Raw genomic sequence first — 21,887 nt, forward strand, 5'->3', positions numbered from 1 at the left:
CGCGGCCGGCGTCCGCCCTCAGCGGGCGGGCGGCCTTGAGGAAGAAGTCACGAAAGGGCCTGGCATGAAGCTGATCGGTGTCGGGGTCGGGCCCGGCGACCCGGAACTGGTGACGGTCAAGGCCGTGCGGATCCTGCGGGAGGCCGACCTGGTCCTCGTCCCCGTCCTGGCGCCGGACGAGGCGGGACGGGCCGAGTCGGTGGTGCGCGCCTACACCGACCGGGCCGAGCGGGTGGTGTTCGCGCTCAACGACCGGGGCGGGGTGACCCCGCGCCGCGCCGCCGCCTGGGAGGCGGCGGCCGACCGGGTGGTGCGCGCCTTCGACGAGGGGGCCGCCGCGGTCGCCTTCGCCACCATCGGCGACCCCAACGTCTACTCCACCTTCACCTACCTGTCTCAGACCGTCCGCCACCGGCGCCCGCAGGTCGCCGTCCAGACCGTCCCGGGCATCACCGCCATGCAGGACCTGGCGGCCCGCTCCGGCACCGTGCTCACCGAGGGCACCGAGTCGCTGGCGTTGGTTTCGCTGACCGGCGGCACCGGCCGGCTGCGCACTGCCCTGGCCTGCTGCGACACCGTCGTGGCCTACAAGTTCGGCGCCGTCGCCGACCAGGTGGTGGCGGTGCTCGAAGAGAGCGGACGGCTCGCCGGCGCCGTCTGCGGCGCCCGGCTCGGCCTGCCCGGCCAGGACGTGCGGCCGGCCCGGGAGCTGACCGGGGAGGTCCCCTACCTGTCCACGCTGATCGCCCCGGCCCGCCGCACCGCCAAAGGAGGCAAGCTGTGAGCGGAGGGAAGGTCGTCTTCGTCGGTGCCGGGCCGGGCGCGGCGGACCTGCTGACGCTGCGGGCGGCGCGGGCCATCGGCGCGGCGGACGTGGTGATCTGGGCGGCCAGCCTCGTCCACCCCGACGTGCTGGAGCACGCCCGCCCCGACGCCGAGATCGTGGACTCCTCGGCGTTGCCGATGGAGGGCGTGCTGCCCTACTACGAGCGGGCGCGGCGGGAAGGGCTGACCGTGGCGCGCATCCACTCCGGCGACCCCGCGCTGTGGGGGGCGCTGCAAGAACAGCTCGACCGGTGCCGCGAACTCGGCTTGGACACCGCGGTCATCCCCGGCGTGTCCAGCTTCAGCGCGGTCGCCGCCGCCGTGCAGCGGGAACTGACCATCCCCGAGATCGCCCAATCGGTGATCTTGACCCGGCTGGGCGGCGGCAAGACCCCGATGCCGCCGGGGGAGGAGGTCCGTCTCTTCGCCCGGCACGGCACCACCATGGCGCTGTTCCTGTCGGCGGCCCGCTCCCGCCGGCTGCAGGAGGAGCTGACCGAGGGCGGCTACCCGCCCGACACCCCCTGCGTGATCGCCTACCGCTGCACCTGGCCGGACGAGCTGATCGTCCGCTGCCGCCTGGAGGAGCTGGCCGACACCATGAAGGCCCACAGGCTGTGGAAGCACACCCTGGTGCTGGTCGGCCCCGCCCTGGAGGCCGGCGGCACCCGCTCGCACCTGTACCACCCCGGCCATTTCCACGGCTTCCGGCGCGCCGACCCGGCGGCCCGAAGCCGGTTGCGAAAGGCTCGCCGGACATGACCCCCCACGAGCCCGACCTGCGCGAACCGGACCTGCCGCGCACCATGAAGACCCGGCCGCGGGCGCTGCGCACCGGCTGGACCACCGGCACCTGCGCCTCGGCCGCCGCCAAGGCCGCCACCGCCCTGCTGCGCACCGGACGGGCGGCCGACCACGTGGAGGTCGCGCTGCCCTCCGGCAACCGCGTCACCTTCAAAGTCGACGACAGCGGCCTGGACGCCGCACGCGGCCGGGCCCGCGCCGTGGTGGTCAAGGACGCCGGCGACGACCCCGACGTCACCCACGGCGCCCGCCTGACCGCCGAGGTCTCCTGGCTGGATGGGCCCGGCATCGAACTGGACGGCGGCGAAGGCGTCGGCGTGGTCACCAAACCCGGCCTGGGGCTGGAGCCGGGTGAGCCGGCCATCAACCCGGTGCCGCGCCGCATGATCACCCTCGCGGTGGCCGAGGCGCTGACCGGCTCGGTGCTGGACGACCCGCCGCCGCGGCCCGCCGACCCGGCCACCGGCCGCGGCGTGCGGGTGGTCATCTCGGTACCGGGCGGGGAGCGGATGGCCCGCAAGACCACCAACCGCCGGCTGGGCATCCTCGGCGGCATCTCGATCCTGGGCACCACCGGCATCGTCCGCCCGTTCTCCACCGCCGCCTGGCGGGCCAGCGTCGAGCAGGCCGTCTCGGTGATGGCCGCGCAAGGCGAGCGGACGCTGGTGCTGTGCACCGGCGGGCGCACCGAGAAGGGCGCCATGAAGCTGCTGCCCCACCTGCCGGAGGTGTGCTTTGTGGAGGTCGGCGACTTCACCGGCGCCGCGCTGCGCCGCGCCGTCGCCTGCGGCCTGCCGGAGGTGGTGTTCGTCGGCATGATCGGCAAGCTCACCAAGCTGGCCAGTGGGGTGCTGATGACCCACTACACCCGCTCCCGGGTGTCCACCGAGCTGCTCGGCGCCATCACCGCCGACTCCGGCGGCGCCCCTGGACTGGCCGCCGAGGTCGCCGCGGCCAACACCGCCCGGCACGCCTACGAGCTGTGGGAGAACGCCGGGCTGCTGGAGCGCTGCGGGCGGGAGCTGTGCCGCCGGGTCGCCGCCGTGCTGGAACGCTTCGCCGGGGAGACCGCCGGGGAAGAGACGCCCCGGCCGGCCGTCGGCGTGGTCATGGTGGACTTCACCGGCGAACGGGTGGTCGCCGAGCACGGGCGGGCGGTGCGATGATCACGGTGATCGGCCACGACGGCTCCCCGCTGCCCGAACCGGCCCGGCAGGCCCTGGCCGAGGCCGCCCTGGTGGTCGGCGGCGCCCGCCACCTGGCGGCGCTGCCGGTCCCCGAAACCGCCCGCACCGTCGTGATGGGCGACGTCACCGCCGCGTTGGAGGAGATCGGCGAGCAGGCCGAAAAGACCGGCGGGGTGGTCGTGGTGGCCAGCGGAGACCCCGGGTTCTTCGGGATCGTCCGCGCGCTGCGCGAACGCGGCCACCGGGTGCGGGTGCTGCCGGCGATCTCCTCGGTGGCGGCGGCGTTCGCCCGCGCCGGGCTGCCCTGGGACGATGCGCTGGTGGTCTCCGCGCACGGCCGCGAGCTGCGCCGGGCCGTCAACGCCTGCCGCGCCCACCCCAAGGTCGCCGTGCTCACCGGCCCCGGCGCCGGGCCCGCCGAGCTGGGCCGGGCGTTGTTCCCCCAGCACCCGCGGGTGTTCGTGGTGTGCGAGGACCTCGGCGGCCCGCATGAGCGCGTCGTCCGCTGCCGTCCCGCCGAGGCCACCACCCGGCCCTGGCGCGACCCCAACGTGGTGCTGGTGCTGGATGAGACCCGCCCGGCCGCGCCCCGCGGCTGGATCGCCGGGGCCCGCCCCGGCCCGGACCGCTGGGCGCTGCCGGAGGAGGCGTTCGAGCACCGCGGCTCGGTGGTGACCAAGGCGGAGGTGCGGGCGTTCGCGCTGGCCCGGCTGGGACCGCGGATCGGCGACCTGATCTGGGACGTGGGCGCCGGCTCCGGCTCGGTCGCCATCGAATGCGCCCGCTTCGGCGCCGCCGCCATCGCCGTGGAACGCGACGCGGACTCCTGTGAGCGCATCCGCCGCAACGTCCGCGCCCACGGCGTGCGGGTCGCGGTCTCCCGCGGCCGGGCCCCCGCCGTCCTGGAACACCTGCCCGACCCGGACGCGGTGTTCGTCGGCGGCGGCGGCCCGCAGGTCGTGCGCGCCTGCGCCGCCCGCGCCCTGCGCACCGTGGTGGTGGCGCTGGCCTCGCTGGAACGGGTGCGCCCCACCCTGGATGCGCTGACCGCCGAAGGGCTGACCGCCCAGGCCGTCCAGCTCCAGGCCGCCCGGCTGGCGCCGCTGCCGGGGGACGTGCACCGCCTGGCCGCCACCAACCCGGTCTTCGTGGTCTGGGGCGACCGGAACCCCGCACCGTTGCCGTCCCCGCCCGCCAGTCCCTCCCGCCGCCCCCAGACCCTCGCCCCGCTCCCGGAGACCGACCAGTGAGCCTCGCACGAGACGACCACGACCTTCCAGGCCCGATCGGGGTCGTCGCGGTGACCGCCGCGGGCCGCGCCGCCGCCGCGACGCTGGCCGAACGCTGGCCGGGAAAGGTCCGCCTGTTCACCGACGGCAAGGCCGCCGACGGGCTGCGCCGCGCCTGGAGGGACTGCCGGGCGATCGTGGCCTTCCTGGCGGTGGGCGCCACCGTGCGGATCCTGGCGCCGCTGCTGGAGCACAAGACCACCGACCCGGCCGTGGTGTGCGTGGACGAGTCCGGCCGCCACGCCGTCGCCGTCCTGGGCGGCCACCACGGCGCCAACGCCCTGGCCCGCCGCCTCGGCGAGACCCTGGGCTGCCGGCCCGTCATCACCACCGCCGGCGACGGGGATCATGCGGTGGCCCTGGACGGCTACGGCGCCGACTTGGGCTTCACCGTGGAGAACCCGGCGCTGCTGCCCCGCGTCGGCGGCGCCGTGCTCTCCGGCGAGCCGGTCCGCCTGGCCGCCGACCAGACCTGGCCGCTGCCGCCGTTGCCGCCCAACGTCCACCCGGACGCCGACTCGCCCCTGACCATCCGCATCACCGACCGGGCCGCCCCTGCGGCTCCCGCCGCGCCCGCCGCCGAAAACGGCGCGCGACGGGACGGCCCGGCGCACCCCCCGGGGGACGGCGGGAGGACCGCGGACACGCCCCGGGCGGCGGGAGAGCTGATCTATCGTCCGCCCTCACTGGTGGTCGGGGTCGGCGCGGTCCGCGGGGTGTCCGCGGCCGAGGTCGGCGCGCTGATCGACCGGGCGCTGGATGAGGCGGGGCTGTCCCCGGCCTCGGTGCGGTGCGTGGCGACCATCGACCTCAAGGCCGACGAAGAGGGCATCATCGCGGCCGCCCGCGAGCGGGGCTGGCCGGTGCGCACCTACCCGGCCGCCACGTTGGCGCAGGTCGCGGTGCCCAACCCCGCCGAGGTCGTGCGGGCCGAGGTCGGCACCCCCAGCGTGGCCGAGGCCGCCGCCCTGCACGCCGCCCGCCGCTGCGGCAGGGACGCCGAACTGGTCGTCCCCAAACGCAAGAGCGCCGCCGCCACCGTGGCCGTCGCCCGCCTGACCCCCAAGGGACGGCTGACGCTCGTCGGGCTGGGACCGGGCGCCCGCGACCTGCTCGCCCCCCGGGCCGCGGCGGCGCTGCGCCGCGCCTGCGTGGTCGTCGGCCTGGACCAGTACCTGGAGCAGATCCGCGACCTGCTGCGGCCGGGCACCCGGGTGCTGGCCAGCGGGCTGGGCCAGGAGGCCGAACGCGCCCGCACCGCCGTGGCGCAGGCCCGGCTCGGCCACGCGGTGGCGCTGGTCGGGTCCGGCGACGCCGGCATCTACGCCATGGCCGCCCCGGCGCTGGAGATGGCCGGCGACGACATCGACGTCGAAGGGGTGCCCGGCATCACCGCCGCCATCGCCGCCGCCGCCCTGCTGGGCGCCCCGCTGGGCCACGACCACGCCTACATCTCCCTGTCGGACCTGCACACCCCCTGGGAGGTGATCGAACGCCGGGTCCGCGCCGCCGCCGAAGGCGACTTCACCGTCTGCTTCTACAACCCCCGCAGCCGCAACCGCGACTGGCAGCTGCCCAAGGCGCTGGACATCCTGGCCGGGCACCGTCCCCCCACCACCCCGGTGGGGATCGTGCGCAACGCCGGACGCCCCGGCCAGACCGTGACGGTCACCACCCTCGACCGGGTGGACCCGGCCGGAGCCGACATGTTCACCGTCGTGGTGGTCGGCTCGTCCCGCAGCCGGATCGTCGCGGAACGCTTCGTCACCCCCCGGGGGTACCGATGGGCCTGACCCCCGCCGAGCCGGCCCCCGTCACGGTCACCGGGCGCTGCCAGGGCTGCGGCGCCTGCCTGCTGACCTGCCCGCACCACGCCATCCGGCCGCACGGCCTGGCGCTGCGGATACGCGCCGAACTGTGCACCGGCTGCCTGGAATGCGTGGAAGTCTGCCCCGTGGACGCCATCGACGTCGCCACGGGCCGTTGAGGAGAACGATGAGCACGAGCGAGCACATGACCGAACAGACCGGTGCCGTGGGGCATCCGGAGGCCGAGCCGCCGTCGCAGGAACGCCGCCCCCACCCGATCGAGGAGCGGTCCTTTGAGATCCTGCGGTCCCGGGTCGACCTGTCGCCGATGCCGCCGCTGTGGCGGGCGGTGGCCGAGCGGGTCATCCACGCCAGCGCCGACCTGGAGTACGCCGTCGACCTGGTCACCGACGAGTCCCACCTGCGGCGGGGCCTTGCGGCGCTGCGGGCCGGGGCGCCGGTGGTGGTGGACGCCGAGATGGTCGCCGCCGGGATCACCGCCCGCCGCACCCTGTGCATGATCGGCGACCCGGCCGCGGCGCGGATGGCCCGGGCCGCCGGCATCACCCGCGCCGCCGCCGCGATCCGCCTGGCCTATGCCGAGGTCGGGCCGGGCGCGGTGTGGGTGGTCGGCTGCGCCCCCACCGCGCTGGAGGAGATCATCAAGCTGAACGTGCGGCCCGCCCTGGTGATCGGGCTGCCGGTGGGGTTCGTGGGCGCCGCCGAGGCCAAGCAGGCGCTGCGCGACAGCGGCCTGCCCCAGCTGTCCAACGTCTCCGAAAAAGGCGGATCGGCCGTGGCCGCCGCCGCTCTCAACGCGCTGCTGTACTACCAGGCGTAAGGCAGAGCATGGAAAACCCCTCGAAACCGCCGCTGCTGCTGGTCGGGCACGGCACGCGCGACGCGCAGGGCGTGGCCGAGTTCACCGCGTTCGTCGAGCGCATGCGCCGCCGGATGCCCGTCGATGTGGCCGGCGGGTTCATCGAGCTGTCCCCGCCGCCGCTGACCGAGGCCGTGGCCGAGCTGCACGAGCGGGGGCACCGCCGGATCGCCGCCGTCCCGCTCGTCCTGGCGGCCGCCGGGCACGGCAAGGGCGACATCCCCGCCGCGATGGCCCGCGAGCAGGTGCGCCGCCCCGGCCTGTCTTATGTGTACGGCCGCCCGCTGGGGCCGCATCCGATCCTGCTGGAGCTGCTGGAGGAGCGGCTGCGCGCGGTCTGCCCGCCCGGCGGCGGCACCGCGGTGCTGCTGGTCGGGCGCGGCTCCACCGACCCGGACGCCAACGCCGAGGTGCACAAGGTCGCCCGCCTGTTCTGGGAGGGCCGCGGCGCCGGCGGCCCCGGCCAGGGCCCGGGGCTGAGCACGGTGGAGACCGCCTTCGTCTCGCTGGCCGCCCCCGGCGTCCCCGAAGGGCTGGAACGCTGCCGCCGGCTGGGCGCCCGCCGCATCGTGGTGCTGCCGTACTTCCTGTTCCCCGGCGTCCTGCCGGACCGGGTGGCCGCGCAGGCCCGCCGGTACGCCGCCGGCCACCCGGAGCTGGACGTGCGCTGCGCCGAGGTGATCGGCGACTGCGACGGGCTGGCCGACCTGGTGGCCGAGCGCTACGCCGAGGCGCTGGCCGGCGACATCCGGATGAACTGCGACACCTGCGTCTACCGCATCGCCCTGCCCGGCTTCGAAGACCGCGTCGGCGCCCCCCAGACCCCGCACCATCACCCCGACGACCCCGCCCACGGCCACGGGCACGGGCACTGGCATCAGGCGCCGGGGCAGACGGGCGGCCGGCCCGCTGTGCGGTGCCCGGAAACGGGGGGCGGCGATGCGCGCTGACCGGCGCCTCGACGACGGCATCGACCTCGGCCACCACGGCGACCGCGAACTCGGCGACGGGCTGGCCGACTTCGCGGTCAACGTGCGCCCCGGCACCCCGCCCGCCTGGCTGGCCGAGCACATCGCCGCCGCGATGGCGAACCTGGCCGCCTACCCCGACCCCGGGCGGGCCCGCCGCGCAGTGGCGCGCCGGCACGGCCGGCGCACCGAAGAGGTGCTGCTGACCGCCGGGGCCGCCGAGGCGTTCGTGCTGCTGGCCCGGGCGGTCAGGCCGCGCCGCGCGGTCGTGGTCCACCCCCAGTTCACCGAACCGGAGGCGGCGCTGCGGGCGGCCGGGCACCGCGTCGAACGCCTGCTGCTGGAGGGGGACTTCACCTTCGACCCCGCCCGCGTCCCCGCCGACGCCGACCTGGTCGTGATCGGCAACCCCACCAATCCCACCTCGGTGCTGCACCCGGCCGCCGCACTGACCGCGCTGGCCCGTCCCGGCCGCACGGTCGTGGTGGACGAGGCGTTCATGGACTGCGTGCCCGGCGAACCCGAGAGCCTGGCCGGCGCCGCCGTCCCCGGGGTGGTGGTGCTGCGCAGCCTCACCAAGACCTGGGGCCTGGCCGGGCTGCGCGCCGGCTACGTGCTGGCCGAGCCGCCGCTGATCGACGCCCTGGCGCGGGCCCAGCCGCTGTGGGCGGTCTCCACCCCCGCCCTGGCGGCGATCGAGGCGTGCTGCCGGCCGCACGCCCTGGCCGAGGCGGAGGAGTGGGCGCGGCGGCTGGCCGTCGAACGGGACCGGCTGGCCGGGGAGCTGGCCCGGCGCGGCCTGACCCCCGTGCCCGGGGCGCGGGCGTCCTTCCTGTGCGTCCACACCCCCGGCGCGATGGAGCTGCGCGAGCGGCTGCGCCGGCGCGGTTTCGCCGTGCGGCGCGGCGACACCTTCCCCGGCCTGGGCCCCGACTGGCTGCGCATCGCCGTCCGGGACCGCGCCGCCGACGACGCCCTGCTGAAAGCGCTCGACGACCTGCTGAGCTGACCCCCGACCCCGCGAGGAGGACGCCGTGGACCTGATCGAGCAGACGATCGCCGCCATCGGCCCGCTGGACGAGGCCGCCATGGCCCAGGCCCGCGACCTGCAGTCGCGGCTGACCAAGCCGCCGGGCTCCCTGGGGGTGCTGGAGGAGCTGTCGGTCCGCCTCGCCGGGCTGGCCGGACGCTGCCCGCCCCCGCTTCCCGAGCCCGCCGCCGTGGCGATCTTCGCCGCCGACCACGGCGTGCACGCCCAGGGCGTGTCCCCCTGGCCGCAGGAGGTCACCGCCCAGATGGTGGCCAACTTCCTGGCCGGCGGCGCCGTGGTCAACGCCTTCGCCGCCCAGGTCGGCGCGCAGGTCACCGTCGTGGACGTGGGGGTGGCCGCCCCGCTGGAGGACGCCCCGGGCCTGCTGGTGCGCAAGGTCGCCCCCGGCACCGCCGACATGACCCGGGCCCCCGCCATGACCGCCGACCAGGCCCGGCGGGCCCTGCGGATCGGCATCGAGGTGGCCGGGGAGCTGGTCGCCGCGGGCCACCGCTGCCTGCTCACCGGCGACATGGGCATCGCCAACACCACCGCCTCGGCCGCCCTGATCGCCGCCTTCACCGGCCTGCCCCCCGAGCGCGTCACCGGCCGCGGCACCGGCATCGACGACGCCACCCACCGGCACAAGATCGACGTGGTCCGCACCGCCCTGACCCGCCACGGCCTGCTCGCCCAGAGCGCGCGGGAACCCGGAGACGGCCGCACCTCGCCGGCCGCGGCCGGGCCTCCGCAGGGCGCAGCGGCATCGGCGGGCTCGCCCGCGTCCACACCGGACGGCGCTCCGGTCAGCGACCCGCTGCGGGTGCTGGCGGCGGTCGGCGGGCTGGAGCACGCGGCGCTGGCCGGGTTCATCCTCGGCGGTGCGGCCGCCCGGGTGCCGGTGGTGCTGGACGGGGTGATCGCGGGGGCGGCGGCGCTGGTGGCCGCGGCGCTGTGCCCGCAGGCGATGGCCGCCTGTGTGGCCGGGCATCGATCGGCCGAGCCGGGGCACACCGCTACGGTGGAACACCTGGGGTTGCGTCCGCTGGTCGATCTCCACCTGCGGCTCGGCGAGGGCACCGGCGCGCTGCTGGCGCTTCCGCTGGTGCAGGGGGCGGTGCGCGTGCTGCACGAGGTCGCCACCTTCGACTCCGCGGGCGTCAGCGACAAGAGCGGCAGCCCTCCCGGGCGAGTGTCACGCTCAGCTATCGACTGAGGCCGACCCCTCTCCAAGACCCCTGCAACCCGAGTACCTTTGGGCGACAAACAGACATGACCGTCCCCTCTTACCCCACCCGTCCAGACCGTCCCGATCGAGAGAGCACCGTGCCGCCCTACCTGCTTGGCCTGAGACTGAGCGGGCGACGTGTCGTCGTCGTCGGCGGCGGCCGGGTCGCCCAGCGCCGCGTCCCGGCGCTGCTGGCGGCCGGGGCCGAGGTGGTGCTGGTGGCCCCGGAGGTCACCCCCTCCCTGGACGGCCTGATCGCCGACGGCCGGCTGACCTGGCTGCGCCGCCCTTACCGGACCGGTGACCTGGAGGGGGCCTGGCTGGTGCAGGCGGTCAGCGACGACCCCAAGGTGAACGCGGCGGTGGCCGCCGAGGCCGAGCGGGCGCGGATCTGGTGCGTGCGGGCCGACGACGCCCAGGCGTCGGCGGCCTGGACCCCGGCCTCCGGGCAGGTGGGGGAGACCACCGTCGGCGTGCTGGCCGGCGGCGACCCGCGCCGGGCCGCCGGCATCCGCGACGCCATCGTCGACGGGCTGCGCGACGCCACGCTGGAGGCGCGGCACTCGCGGCGCAAGCCGGTGGGGGTGGCCCTGGTCGGCGGCGGGCCCGGCGACCCCGGTTTGATCACCGTGCGCGGCCGGCAGCTGCTGGCGCAGGCCGATGTGGTGATCACCGATCGGCTGGCGCCCCGGCTGCTGCTGGATGAGCTGCCCTCTGACGTCGAGGTGATCGACGCGGCCAAGATCCCTTACGGTCGTACCGTCACCCAGGAGAAAATCAACGACTATCTGGTCGAGCACGCCAGGGCGGGCAAGTTCGTGGTGCGGCTGAAGGGCGGCGACCCGTTCGTCTTCGGCCGCGGGGCGGAGGAGGTGCTGCACTGCGCCAGGCACGGCATCCCGGTCACCGTGGTCCCGGGCGTCACCAGCGCGGTCGCGGTGCCGGCGGCGGCGGGCATCCCGGTCACTCACCGCGGCGTCAGTCAGGAGTTCCACGTGGTGTCGGCGCACGTGGACCCGGCGCACCCGGCATCGACCGTGGATTGGGAGGCGTTGGGCCGTTCGCAGGGTACTTTGGTGCTGCTGATGGCGGTGGAAAGAATGGGACGTATCGCCAATGCCCTGATGCGCTATGGTCGGTCGCCTGATACGCCCGTCGCCGTCGTCCAGGACGGTACGCTTCCGGATCAGCGGGCTCTTACGGCCACGCTCGGGACGGTGGTGGAGGAGATGGCGGCCGCCGGTGTGCGGCCACCGGCGATCGTGGTCGTGGGCGACGTGGTGGATGTGGCGCGAGAGATCGACATGATACGAGCGGACTACCTGGCCGGCGAAGCGGGCTCCGTGGCATCCCCGGCAGATCAGCATGGAGATTTGGGACGGGCGCCGTGACACCCCCAGCAGATCAGAGCGCGGTTCACGACGGCCGGAACTCCGAGGAGGCGGTCGTCCCCAAGGCCGCCGACTCCCCTGAGAACACCCCTTCCGCGCCGCAGGAGAAGGAGGAGGGCGCCGCCGGCGGCCCGGCCGGGCTGGACGCCGACGGCCGGCTGGTGGGCGTCACCGCCGACCCCTCGCGGGAGGTCGACCTGGCGCGGGTGCTGACCCAGCTGCGCGACCAGGTCAGCGAGGTCCGGTTCGTGCTGGACATGCCGGGGGTCGAGGAGGCCAGGGCCGCCCAGCTGGAGATCAAAAGCCAGCTGGACGACTATGTGCTGCCGCGGATCAGGGGCAAGAGCGCGCCGATGCTGGTGGTGCTCGGCGGCTCCACCGGGGCCGGCAAGTCCACGTTGGTCAACACCCTGGTGGGGGCCAGGGTCAGCGCCACCGGCGTGCTGCGTCCCACCACCAGCAGCCCGATCCTGGTGTGCCACCCCGACCACGCCGAGTGGTTCCTCAAGGGCCCGCTGCTGCCCGACATGGGCCGGGTGCCGGGCCCGGCCCCGGACGCCATCGCAGGTGACCAGTTGGTCATCATCAGCAGCGACAAGCTCCCCGAAGGGCTGGCGCTGCTGGACAGCCCCGACTTCGACTCGGTCTTCGAAGACCACTTCGAGTTCGCCACCAAACTGATGTCGGTGGCCGACCTGTGGCTGTGCGTCACCACCGCCGCCCGCTACGCCGACGCCCAGGTCTGGCAGATGCTGCAGCGCGCCCGCGAGCAGGGCACCACCATCGGGGTGGTGCTCTCGCGCGTCCCCCAGGGCGCCGGCTCGGAGGTCGTCGAGCACTTCGAGCAGATGCTGCAAGAGCACGGGGTCGGTGACGCCCCCCGCTTCACCATCCCCGAGACCCGCATCGAAGACAGCCGGCTGCCCGAGGAGACGGTGGCGGACATCCGCTCCTGGCTGGTGGAGCTGAGCGAGAACATCGAACGTCGCTCCAAGGTCATCCGCGACACCTTCGGCGGCGTCCTCGACAGCTTCCGGGTGCGCGTGCCCGAGCTGGCCAAGCAGGTCGAGGCCCAGGTCGAGGTGCGCACCATGCTGCGCGAGGAGGTCGAGGCCGCCTTCGCCGCCGCGATGGCCGAGCTGGACGAGGCCACCCGCAACGGCTCGCTGCTGCGCGGGGAGGTGCTGGCCCGCTGGCAGGACTTCGCCGGCACCGGCGACCTGCTGCGCTCGCTGCAGGTTCAGCGCAACCGCCCGCTGATGGTGCGCAAGAGCCACCGGCGGCGCCGCAGCCCGGCCCGCCAGAGCGCGCTGAAAGCCGCGCTGCGCTCGGGGCTGGAGTCGCTGATCATCTCCGCCGCCGAGCAGGCCGGGGAGGAGGTGCTGGCCCGCTGGCGGGCCCATCCGGCCGGCCGGCAGATCCTGGCCGGGCCGGCGGCCGGCCTGTCGGGCGTCTCGCCGGAACTGCCCCGGCGGGTCAGCCGGGCGGTCAGCTCCTGGCAGGACCATGTGCTGGAGCTGGTCCGCACCGAGGGCGTCACCAAGCGCAGCGTGGCCAAGCGGGTCACCTTCGATGAGGAGGCGCTGTCCATCGTCTTGATGATCGGGCTGCTGGGCTACGGCACCACCGACGTGGCGGTGGAGGGCGGAACCAGCGCGGTGCCCCAGCGGCTGCTCAAGGCGCTGTTCGGCGCCGAGTCGCTGCGCGGCATGGGCGCCAAGGCCCGCGCCGACCTGCGCAGCCGCATCGGAATGATCTTCGATGAGGAGGCCATCCGTTACGGCCAGGTGCTGGATGCGGCCGGCATCCCCGACGAGTCCGCCGCCGTCCAGCTCTACCAGGCCACCTATAACCTAGAGGTCGCCCGATGACGGTGCCGGCCGGTCGCGCGGCCGCCCCCGGTCGCCGCCCGGCCCCCCTCCCGCCCGTCGCGGCGGCCCCGGACTACCCAGAGGTCGGCAGTTGAACCAGATGACCACGACCCCCACCCCGGCGGTCACCGTGGAGCAGTCCGCCGGGCAGGCGGACGAACCCTCCGAACTGAGCCTGACGGCCAGGCTGGACGCTCTGCAGCGGCTGGTCGACCTGGGCACCGGCCGGATCGACCCCGTGCTGCTGTCGGACGCCAGCGCACTGCTCACCCGCGCCGGGGAGCGGCTGCGCCTGTCGGGCGAGCACACCGTCGTCACCTTGGCCGGCGGTACCGGCAGCGGCAAGTCGTCCCTGTTCAACGCCGTCTGCGGGCTGAACCTGTCGCCCACCGGCATGCGCCGCCCGATGACCTCCAAGGCGCATGCCTGCGTGTGGGGCCTCAGCGGGGCCGGGCCGCTGCTGGACTGGCTGCAGGTGGACAAGCGGCACCGTTACGCCCGCGCCGGCGCGCTGGGGCCGGACGACCCGCAGGGGGAGGAGTCCGGTTCGCTGCAGGGGCTGGTGCTGATCGACCTGCCCGACCACGACTCCATCGCCGAGGTGCACCGCGCCGAGGTCGACCGGTTCGTCACCGTCGCCGACCTGCTGGTGTGGGTGGTGGACCCGCAAAAGTACGCCGACGCCGCGCTGCACCGCAACTACATCGTCCCCTTCGCCCGGCACGCCGACGTCACCTTGGTGGTGCTCAACCAGATCGACCGGCTGCAGCCGTCGGAGGTCGACGAGTGCGTGTCGGACCTGCGCCGGCTGCTGGAGGCCGAAGGGCTGGCCGACCCGCGCATCGTCACCACCTCCACGGTGACCGAGGGCGGCGTGGACGCCTTCCGCCGGGTGCTGGTGGAGACCGTCGCCGCCCGCCGCGCCCGCGCGCAGCGGCTGGTGGCCGACATCGACCGGCTGGCCGCCCGCTTCGCCGAGCACTACTCGGCCGCCGAGCCGCCCACCATGCTGGACGAGCGCCGCGCCGCCGAGCTGGTGGACGCCCTCGCCGACGCCGCCGGCGCCCCGGCCGTCGCCGAGGCCATGGAGAGCGCCTATGAGCTGCGCGCGGTGGACTATGTGGGCTGGCCGATCGCCCGCATGGTCTCCCGGCTGCGCAGCGACCCGCTGCGCAAGATGCGGCTGACCGAGCTGCGCGAGGAGCTGCGCGGCGCCTTCACCGGGCCGGTCGGCGCCCAGCAGGGCGATGTGGACTACGCCCTGCACGGCCTCACCGACGAGGTCACCAGGGAGCTGCCGCCGGAGTGGGCCCACTCGGTGCGGGCCGCCTCCCGATCCCGGGCCGCCGAGCTGCCCGAGGCCCTCGGGGAGGCCCTCAAGGGCGCGCTGCCGGTCTTCAACCAGGTGCCGCGCTGGTGGTGGCTGGTCAAGACCTGGCAGTACTTCCTGGTCCTGGTCACCGGGGCCACCCTGCTGTGGATCCTGCTGTTGCTGCTGTACGGGGTGCTGGGCGTCAGCGACGATCCGCCCGGCCTGATCGGCGACGCCGGGCTGATCCCGTACGTCACCGTCCTGCTGGCCTGTGTGCTGGGCATGGGGGCGCTCACGTCCTCGGCCTGCCGCAACGTGGTGGCGCTGTCGTCGGCCAGACACGGGGAGCGGATGGAGGCGCACATGCGTGAGCGCATCGCCGAGGTCGCGGAGGAGAAGGTCCTCTATCCGATCGCCGACGAGCTGAGGGCCTACGCCGGCTTCCGCGCCGAGGCCGAGCGGCTGCTGAACGCCTCCCGGAAGTGACCGGCCGCGGACGGTTATCCACATTCCTCCCCGAGGGTTCCGGCCGGGGGCGCCTCTCGGTGACCGTGGTCGGTGTGCGGCACCTCACGCCGCACCCGGCACGCGAACGTGGAGGACCCCAGTGAACGAGGCGCACGTCACCGTCATCGGCTGGCTGGCCCAGGACCCCTTCTTCACCATGACCGCCAACGGCACCCCCTTCCTGGCCATGCGGGTCGGCTGCACCCCGCGCCGCTTCGACCGGCAGACCGGCCAATGGCAGGACCAGGAGTCGATGTTCCTGACCGTCAACTGCTGGCGGGCGCTGGCCGAGAACGTCAACGCCAGCGACATGAAACGCGGCGAACCGGTGGTGGTCACCGGCCGGCTGCGCATCCGCGAGTACGTCAAGGACGGCCGGCTGCGCTTTTCCGCCGAGATCGAGGCCACCACCGTCGGCCACGACCTCAGCCGCGGCAGCGCCAGCTTCCGCCGCATCCAACGCGGCCTCATGACCGAGCAGGACCGCCAGGAGGCCCGCGAACTCACCGACCAGTGGTCCATGACCGACGATCCCGCCGACTCCGCCGACCACTCCGCCCCCGTTCCCGCCGCACCGCCTCTCCCCGGCCGAGATGAGGAGACCGGCCACTACGGCGACGTCGCCCCCGCCGACTCCGGCGGTGACCCGTTCGACCTGCGCACCGCAGCCGCCTGAGCTCGCGCACCACGCCCCCGACCCGAGAGCCCTCCACCCCGTCCCGGCCCTCCCGCGGGACCGGCCGAAGACTGAGGCACCCGCATCCCAGAGGGCACGCGGCTTTCGGGGAGCCGCCGTCCCGCCCGGCATGCCGGCAGGGCCGGACGCATCGCCCCGTTCACGCAGATCGATCGGGAGCGGCGCGAACGGGACGACGGGGCCTCGGGCGGGGAGGCGCGGATGCCCTTCTGCCCCTGGGCATGCTGCCGGTAGGACGGGGCGCGTGGTCTTTGACCGGCGGGCGGTGTCTGCTGTCGTGCGGGCCCGCTGCCAAGCTCACGGTCGGCCCCGGGCCGATCCGGTGGAGATCTCTTCCCCGCGGCCGGCTGTGAGCCTGTGGTCCCCTGTGCACTCGGTGGCATCCCCTGAGGATGCGGCCGGCGAGCGTGTACGAGGTGTGGTCCCCTGTGCGCTCGGTGGCATCCCGCCTGTGCCCTCACCAGGGACTTTGTTCCGGCCCCGGCCTGTTGCCGCCTTCCGGGACGCCGAATCGCCGGGAAAAGCCAAAGGCCCGCGTGAATGTTGCTGCAGCCAGATGAAACATTCCGCTCGCTGCGCCGAGGGCTTCCCGGCGCCGCCGCTCCGGCCTCGGCCGGGGACGCGCCGTCACCGGGCGGCCGCGCCGGTTTCTCCGCCCCGTCGGCCGGGACTGTTCGGCCGCCGGCCCGCAGAGGCGTGCGACCGGGAGGCGGGCGGGCTCCGCGGGAGTGCGGGCCGGGGTGTAGGGCCGCGCACGGGAAAACGCATGTGGTTTCGCTGATTGAAGGGCTTGGCGTGATACAAGAAGTCAACTCTTGGTAGCAGCTTCCTTACCCTTGGGCAGGGTTTTGCGGGGCACTGGCCGCGGTTGTCTTGACGAACGTGGCGGATTCGTTCCCATGGCGCACACGTTGCAACTATCGTGTTACACAACGTGATGCATTAGGGGGAAGGATGACGGCAGTGCAGTCGTCCGCCGAGGACCGGGGAAATCTGGCGGGCGGGTTCGGCAGTCGGCTGGTGCGGCCCTCGCTGCTGGCGGTCTACGTGGTCGCGGTCGTCGCGCTGTATCTGACGCTGACCGTCGACGGCATCGTCCGGACGGATTTCCAGGCGGTGGACCTGTGCACGTTCGGGGCGCTGCTGGCCTGCGGCGCGGTGTGCATCGAGGTCTCCCGGCGGCTGGGCATGCCCGCCGGCGTGGCCCGGGACCTGCTGTCGGCCTGGTGGCTGCCGGTGGCGCTGCTGCTGCCGCCGGTGTACGCGCTGCTGATCCCGATCCCGATGCAGGCGTTGCTGCAGATCAGGGTGCGGCGCACCCTGCTGTACCGGCGGGTGCTGGTGGCCTCGGCGTTCGGGCTGGCCGGGGTGTGCGCCTCCACGCTCTTTCACCGGGTGGTGCCCGACCCGCTGCAGAGCCCTCCGACGTGGGTGGTGGAGGTCTACCCCGGGGTGCCCGTCGCGGTGGGCTGCGCGGTGCTGTTCACCGTGATCAACACCGCGCTGGTGGCGGTCGCGGCGCACGCCGCCGACCCCAAGGGCCGGTGGCGGGATGTGCTGTGGACGCGCGAGACCCTGCTGCTGGACGTGGTGGACCTGTGCGTGGGCGTCATCGTGGCCATCATCAGCGCGCTGTCGCTGACGCTGCTGGCGCTGGCGCTGCCGCCGGTGGTGCTGCTGCAGCGCAGCCTGATGCACCAGCAGCTGCAGGCCGCCGCCCGCACCGACGCCAAGACCGGCCTGCTGAACGCCGCCGCCTGGCAGCGCGAGGCCGGCACCGAGCTGGCGCGGGCCGAGCGCACCAACGAGCCGCTGGCCCTGCTGCTGATCGACATCGACCACTTCAAGCGGGTCAACGACACCCACGGTCACCTGGTCGGCGACCAGGTGCTGGCCGGGGTCGCCACCACGTTGTGCGGCCAGCTGCGCGACTACGACGTGGTCGGCCGGTTCGGGGGAGAGGAGTTCGTGGTCCTGCTGCCGGGCGCCGACATCGTGGAGGCGTGCCGGGTGGCCGAGCGGCTGCGCAGCCGGGTGCGCCGGCTCACCGTCCCGGCCGAGGAGGGCACGGTCGGGGTGACCATCTCGGTGGGCGTCTCCCTGCTGCGCACCCACGGCCATGACCTGATCGAACTGCTGGCCGCCGCCGACCTGGCGCTGTACCGGGCCAAGCAGTCCGGCCGCGACCGGGTCTGCCTGCCCGCCCTGGACGATCCCCCACCCCCGACCCGGCCTCCGGCCGGACCGCCTCTTGATCACCGGTCTTAGGGCGTTGCGCGGGCGTCCCCGGCCGCCCCGGTTCCGATGCTCGGGAAACGCCCGGGACGGACGGTGGGAACGTGACCGTGGGGGCGGCGAGAACTGCAACGAGTGGTGGCCGCAACCCCCTAGGCTTTAGGCATGCCCGAGTACATCTACACCATGCAGCGCGTGCGCAAGGCGCACGGCGACAAGGTCATCCTTGACGACGTCACCTTGCACTTCCTGCCGGGAGCCAAGATCGGTGTGCTTGGCCCCAACGGCACCGGAAAGTCCACGCTGCTGCGGATGATGGCCGGCCTGGAACAGCCGTCCAACGGCGAGGCGCGCCTCATGCCGGGCTACACGGTGGGCCTGCTGCAGCAGGAGCCGCCGCTGAACGAGGAGAAGACCGTGCTCGGCAACGTCGAAGAGGGCGTGGCCGAGACCAAGGCGCTGCTCGATCGGTACAACGAGATCGCCGAGAAGATGGCGACCGACTACTCCGATGAGCTGATGGAGGAGATGGGCAAGCTGCAGGAGCAGCTGGACCATCGCAACGCCTGGGACCTCGACAGCCAGCTCGAGCAGGCGATGGACGCGCTGCGCTGCCCCCCTCCGGACACGCCGGTGACCAACCTGTCCGGCGGTGAGCGCCGCCGGGTGGCGCTGTGCAAGCTGCTGCTGGAGGCGCCCGACCTGCTGCTGCTGGACGAGCCCACCAACCACCTGGACGCCGAGAGCGTGCAGTGGCTGGAGCAGTACCTGGAGAAGTACCCGGGCACCGTGCTGGCGGTCACCCACGACCGGTACTTCCTGGACAACGTGGCCGGGTGGATCCTGGAGCTGGACCGCGGCCGCTGCTACCCGTATGAGGGCAACTACTCCACCTACCTGGAGAAGAAGGCCGAGCGGCTCAAGGTCGAGGGCCGCAAGGACGCCAAGCGCAAAAAGCGCCTGCAGGAGGAGCTGGAGTGGGTCCGCTCCAACCCCAAGGCCCGGCAGGCCAAGAGCAAGGCCCGTCTGCAGCGCTATGAGGAGATGGCCGCCGAGGCCGCCAAGACCCGCAAGCTGGACTTCGAGGAGATCCAGATCCCGCCGGGCCCCCGGCTGGGCAACACGGTGATCGTCGCCGAGAACCTCACCAAGGGCTTCGGCGACCGGCTGCTGATCGAGAACCTGTCGTTCAACCTGCCCCCGAACGGCATCGTCGGTGTGATCGGCCCCAACGGCGTCGGCAAGACCACCCTGTTCCGCATGATCGTGGGCCAGGAGACCCCCGATTCGGGCGCGCTGAAGATCGGCGAGACCGTCCAGATCTCGTACGTGGACCAGACCCGCAGCGGCATCGACCCGAACAAGTCGGTGTGGGAGGTGGTCTCCGACGGCCTGGACCACATCAAGGTCGGCCAGGTGGAGATGCCCTCGCGCGCCTACGTGGCGGCCTTCGGCTTCAAGGGCCCCGACCAGCAGAAGCCGGCCGGCGTGCTGTCCGGCGGCGAGCGCAACCGGCTGAACCTGGCGCTCACCCTCAAGCAGGGCGGCAACGTGCTGCTGCTGGACGAGCCCACCAACGACCTGGACACCGAGACCCTCAGCTCGCTGGAGAGCGCGCTGCTGGAGTTCCCCGGCTGCGCCGTGATCACCTCGCACGACCGCTGGTTCCTGGACCGCATCGCCACCCACATCCTGGCCTGGGAGGGCGGGGCGAACTGGTTCTGGTTCGAGGGCAACTTCGCCGACTACGAGAAGAACAAGATCGAGCGGCTCGGCCCCGAGGCCGCCCGTCCGCACCGGGTCACCCACCGCAAGCTGACCCGGGACTGACGCAGCGCCCGTGTCGCCGTGGCATGGCCCGCCCCCGTGCCACGGCGACACGGGCTTTTCGTGTGAAGCGGGCGCATCCGGGCGGGGAGGCGCCGCCCGTCCCGGGCGAAGACGTCAAGCCATGCCCGGGGCAGAGGTTTCGTGATCCCCGGCGCCGGCGAGCCGTCGGCCTGCCGATAGCATCTGCCTGATCAGCGGCCGCCCGTCCGGCGGTTTCCGCAGACCGCCCGACCCCCAGGCGAGGACATGGACAGCGACATTCCCCCCGCCGAGTACCGGCATGTCTATGAGTTCGAGGTGAAGTTCGGCGACATCGACTCCATGGGCCATGTGAACAACGTCAAGTTCCTCAGCTACCTGGAGGACGCCCGGGTGCAGATGTTCTACGGCGACCCGGTCCGCAAGGGCGAGGAGTCGTTGCACGGCCTGGTGGTCGCCCGGCACGAGATCGACTACCGGCGGCCGATGTCGCTGACCTTCCGCCCCGTCCGGGTGGAGACCTGGGTGACCGAGATCCGCAACGCCTCGTTCCGGCTGGCCTACCACATCCGCGACGACGAGCAGGTCTTCGCCACCGCCGCCTCCGTGATGGTGGCCTTCGACCCCAAGAAGGGCCGCGCGCGCCGCTTCACCCCCTCGGAGCTGGAGTTCCTCAAGCGTTACCTGCCCCCGTCCTGACCCCGTTCGGCGCTGGACCCCACCCGCCCGGAATGTCCATATTTTGGACGGCTAGTATCAGCATATGGGCATGACGGAGGGTGGACCGGACGGTCGCCGGTGGGTGGTGCTGGGCGTCGGCGTGGGGGCGATGGCCGCCGGATGCCTCTTTCAGTTCGGGCTGCCCTTCCTGCTGCCGGCGCTGCGGGCGGGCGGGCTGTCCCTGGCCCAGGCGGGCACGCTGGTGGCCTGCCCGATGGCCGGGCTCATGGTCGCCCTGGTCGCCTGGGGCGCCGCCGCCGACCGCTGGGGAGAGCGGCTGGTCCTCTCCCTGGGACTGGGCATCGCGGGGCTGGCCCTGCTGGGCGCGGCGGCGACGGCCGGGCGGCTCCTGGCCATGGGGGCCTGCCTGGTGGCGGCGGGCGTGAGCGGGGCGGCGGTGCACGCGGCCAGCGGACGGCTGATCCTCGGCTGGTTCGGGCCGCGCGAGCGCGGGCTGGCGATGGGCATCCGGCAGACCGCCCAGCCGCTGGGTGTCGGGGCGGCCGCGCTGATCCTGCCGCCGCTGGCGGCCGGCGGGCTGCGCGCCCCGCTGCTGGTCCTGGCGGCCTGCTGCCTGGCGATGGCGGCCGCCGTGGCGCTGCTGGTGCAAGACCCGCCGCGGGCCGAGGACGAGCAGGCCGGGCGCAGCCGGTCCCCCTACGCCACCCCCGTGCTGTGGCGGCTGCACGCCGCCAGCGCCCTGCTGGTCGTTCCGCAGTTCACCGTCGCCACGTTCGCCCTGGTCTTCCTGGTCGATGAGCATGGCTGGCAGGCCACTGCGGCCGGGCGCGTCCTGGCCGTCGTCCAGGTGGCCGGGGCGCTGGGCCGGATCGGCGCGGGGGTCTGGTCGGACCGGGCCGGCAGCAGGCTGCGTCCCTACCGGCTGGTCGCCTTGGCCATCACCGCGGTGATGGCGGCGCTGGCGGCCGGGGCCCATGCCGGCTCGGCGGCGGCCGCCGCGGCGCTGCTGGTCGCCGGGGTGATCACCGTGACCCCCAACGGGCTGGCCTACACCGCCGTCGCCGAGTACGCCGGACGGGCGTGGGCCGGGCGTGCGCTGGGCGTGCAGAACACCGCGCAGAACGCGCTGGCGACCCTCACCCCGCCGCTGGCGGCGGCGGTGATCGGCGGCCCCGGCTATGCCATGGCGTTCGCCGTCGCCGGCGTCTTCTCCCTGGCCGCGGTCCCGCTGGTGCCCGTACGCTCCGAGGGCGGCACGAAGACGGGCAGATACATCCACGGGTCGCGCAGTTCGCAGCAGGTCGTCTCCGGCTCGTAGTACTGCAGCTCCTCCTGCCAGCGGGCCTTCAGCCACTCCGGCATGGG

The 21,887-nt window shown here is 74.0% G+C and carries 18 protein-coding genes; all 18 read left to right on the forward strand.

Features of this window, described 5'->3' with window-relative positions; all coding sequences use genetic code 11:
• Window positions 1–64 precede the first annotated feature (64 nt).
• The 18 genes from cobI to TCUR_RS06555 all read left to right on the forward strand — a co-directional run bounded on the left by cobI (window position 65) and on the right by TCUR_RS06555 (window position 21,840).
• Window positions 65–784 carry a precorrin-2 C(20)-methyltransferase gene (cobI, locus tag TCUR_RS06470; protein WP_012851680.1) on the forward strand — a complete coding sequence of 240 codons (720 nt, stop codon included), beginning with the start codon at window positions 65–67 and terminating at the stop codon, window positions 782–784.
• On the forward strand, window positions 781–1,587 hold the full coding sequence (gene cobM, locus TCUR_RS06475; RefSeq protein ID WP_012851681.1) for a precorrin-4 C(11)-methyltransferase: 807 nt from the start codon (window positions 781–783) through the stop codon (window positions 1,585–1,587). The genes cobI and cobM overlap by 4 nt, the downstream gene beginning before the upstream one ends.
• The gene (locus TCUR_RS06480; RefSeq protein WP_012851682.1) at window positions 1,584–2,795 is read left to right on the forward strand and encodes a cobalt-precorrin-5B (C(1))-methyltransferase; all 1,212 of its coding nucleotides are present in this window, start codon (window positions 1,584–1,586) and stop codon (window positions 2,793–2,795) included. Before cobM ends, TCUR_RS06480 begins: the two co-directional genes overlap by 4 nt.
• On the forward strand, window positions 2,792–4,066 hold the full coding sequence (locus tag TCUR_RS06485; protein ID WP_012851683.1) for a bifunctional cobalt-precorrin-7 (C(5))-methyltransferase/cobalt-precorrin-6B (C(15))-methyltransferase: 1,275 nt from the start codon (window positions 2,792–2,794) through the stop codon (window positions 4,064–4,066). Before TCUR_RS06480 ends, TCUR_RS06485 begins: the two co-directional genes overlap by 4 nt.
• Window positions 4,063–5,898: a precorrin-3B C(17)-methyltransferase gene (gene cobJ / locus TCUR_RS28295; RefSeq protein ID WP_012851684.1), complete on the forward strand. Its 1,836-nt coding sequence runs from the start codon at window positions 4,063–4,065 to the stop codon at window positions 5,896–5,898. The genes TCUR_RS06485 and cobJ overlap by 4 nt, the downstream gene beginning before the upstream one ends.
• On the forward strand, window positions 5,889–6,092 hold the full coding sequence (locus TCUR_RS06495) for a DUF362 domain-containing protein (RefSeq protein ID WP_012851685.1): 204 nt from the start codon (window positions 5,889–5,891) through the stop codon (window positions 6,090–6,092). The genes cobJ and TCUR_RS06495 overlap by 10 nt, the downstream gene beginning before the upstream one ends.
• 8 nt (window positions 6,093–6,100) lie before the next feature.
• Window positions 6,101–6,754: a precorrin-8X methylmutase gene (locus TCUR_RS06500; protein WP_012851686.1), complete on the forward strand. Its 654-nt coding sequence runs from the start codon at window positions 6,101–6,103 to the stop codon at window positions 6,752–6,754.
• 8 nt (window positions 6,755–6,762) lie between these two features.
• The gene (locus tag TCUR_RS06505) at window positions 6,763–7,743 is read left to right on the forward strand and encodes a sirohydrochlorin chelatase (RefSeq protein WP_012851687.1); all 981 of its coding nucleotides are present in this window, start codon (window positions 6,763–6,765) and stop codon (window positions 7,741–7,743) included.
• Window positions 7,733–8,770 (forward strand): Rv2231c family histidinol phosphate aminotransferase CobC, encoded by a 1,038-nt coding sequence (cobC, locus tag TCUR_RS06510; RefSeq protein WP_012851688.1) that lies wholly within the window; start codon window positions 7,733–7,735, stop codon window positions 8,768–8,770. Before TCUR_RS06505 ends, cobC begins: the two co-directional genes overlap by 11 nt.
• A gap of 25 nt (window positions 8,771–8,795) precedes the next feature.
• Window positions 8,796–10,007, forward strand: coding sequence for a nicotinate-nucleotide--dimethylbenzimidazole phosphoribosyltransferase (locus TCUR_RS06515; RefSeq protein WP_012851689.1), 1,212 nt, complete (start codon window positions 8,796–8,798; stop codon window positions 10,005–10,007).
• A gap of 56 nt (window positions 10,008–10,063) precedes the next feature.
• A complete protein-coding gene (gene cobA / locus TCUR_RS06520; protein WP_012851690.1) occupies window positions 10,064–11,410 on the forward strand; it encodes a uroporphyrinogen-III C-methyltransferase in 1,347 nt (448 codons plus the stop codon).
• On the forward strand, window positions 11,407–13,281 hold the full coding sequence (locus TCUR_RS06525; protein ID WP_245536999.1) for an AAA family ATPase: 1,875 nt from the start codon (window positions 11,407–11,409) through the stop codon (window positions 13,279–13,281). Before cobA ends, TCUR_RS06525 begins: the two co-directional genes overlap by 4 nt.
• Before the next feature lie 100 nt (window positions 13,282–13,381).
• On the forward strand, window positions 13,382–15,079 hold the full coding sequence (locus tag TCUR_RS06530) for a GTPase family protein (RefSeq protein ID WP_041439361.1): 1,698 nt from the start codon (window positions 13,382–13,384) through the stop codon (window positions 15,077–15,079).
• Window positions 15,080–15,200: 121 nt separating this feature from the next.
• Window positions 15,201–15,776, forward strand: coding sequence for a single-stranded DNA-binding protein (gene ssb / locus TCUR_RS06535; RefSeq protein ID WP_012851694.1), 576 nt, complete (start codon window positions 15,201–15,203; stop codon window positions 15,774–15,776).
• Between the two features lie 975 nt (window positions 15,777–16,751).
• On the forward strand, window positions 16,752–18,065 hold the full coding sequence (locus TCUR_RS06540; RefSeq protein ID WP_012851695.1) for a sensor domain-containing diguanylate cyclase: 1,314 nt from the start codon (window positions 16,752–16,754) through the stop codon (window positions 18,063–18,065).
• Between the two features lie 132 nt (window positions 18,066–18,197).
• Complete coding sequence (gene ettA / locus TCUR_RS06545; protein WP_012851696.1) at window positions 18,198–19,862, forward strand: energy-dependent translational throttle protein EttA; 1,665 nt, start codon at window positions 18,198–18,200, stop codon at window positions 19,860–19,862.
• A 246-nt stretch (window positions 19,863–20,108) separates the two neighbouring features.
• Window positions 20,109–20,540 (forward strand): acyl-CoA thioesterase, encoded by a 432-nt coding sequence (locus TCUR_RS06550; RefSeq protein WP_012851697.1) that lies wholly within the window; start codon window positions 20,109–20,111, stop codon window positions 20,538–20,540.
• A gap of 70 nt (window positions 20,541–20,610) precedes the next feature.
• Window positions 20,611–21,840, forward strand: a complete 1,230-nt coding sequence (locus TCUR_RS06555; protein ID WP_217265455.1) for an MFS transporter — start codon at window positions 20,611–20,613, stop codon at window positions 21,838–21,840.
• Window positions 21,841–21,887 lie beyond the last annotated feature (47 nt).

Source organism: Thermomonospora curvata DSM 43183 (genome assembly GCF_000024385.1).
Lineage (GTDB): Bacteria > Actinomycetota > Actinomycetes > Streptosporangiales > Streptosporangiaceae > Thermomonospora > Thermomonospora curvata.

Coding starts and splice junctions, on each gene's coding strand:
- TCUR_RS06540 (WP_012851695.1), top strand. CDS start 16,752: ATGACGGCAGTGCAGTCGTCCGCCGAGGACCGGGGAAATCTGGCGGGC.
- cobI (WP_012851680.1), top strand. CDS start 65: ATGAAGCTGATCGGTGTCGGGGTCGGGCCCGGCGACCCGGAACTGGTG.
- TCUR_RS06485 (WP_012851683.1), top strand. CDS start 2,792: ATGATCACGGTGATCGGCCACGACGGCTCCCCGCTGCCCGAACCGGCC.
- TCUR_RS06500 (WP_012851686.1), top strand. CDS start 6,101: ATGAGCACGAGCGAGCACATGACCGAACAGACCGGTGCCGTGGGGCAT.
- TCUR_RS06480 (WP_012851682.1), top strand. CDS start 1,584: ATGACCCCCCACGAGCCCGACCTGCGCGAACCGGACCTGCCGCGCACC.
- cobA (WP_012851690.1), top strand. CDS start 10,064: ATGACCGTCCCCTCTTACCCCACCCGTCCAGACCGTCCCGATCGAGAG.
- TCUR_RS06495 (WP_012851685.1), top strand. CDS start 5,889: ATGGGCCTGACCCCCGCCGAGCCGGCCCCCGTCACGGTCACCGGGCGC.
- TCUR_RS06530 (WP_041439361.1), top strand. CDS start 13,382: ATGACCACGACCCCCACCCCGGCGGTCACCGTGGAGCAGTCCGCCGGG.
- TCUR_RS06550 (WP_012851697.1), top strand. CDS start 20,109: ATGGACAGCGACATTCCCCCCGCCGAGTACCGGCATGTCTATGAGTTC.
- TCUR_RS06505 (WP_012851687.1), top strand. CDS start 6,763: ATGGAAAACCCCTCGAAACCGCCGCTGCTGCTGGTCGGGCACGGCACG.
- ettA (WP_012851696.1), top strand. CDS start 18,198: ATGCCCGAGTACATCTACACCATGCAGCGCGTGCGCAAGGCGCACGGC.
- cobC (WP_012851688.1), top strand. CDS start 7,733: ATGCGCGCTGACCGGCGCCTCGACGACGGCATCGACCTCGGCCACCAC.
- TCUR_RS06555 (WP_217265455.1), top strand. CDS start 20,611: ATGACGGAGGGTGGACCGGACGGTCGCCGGTGGGTGGTGCTGGGCGTC.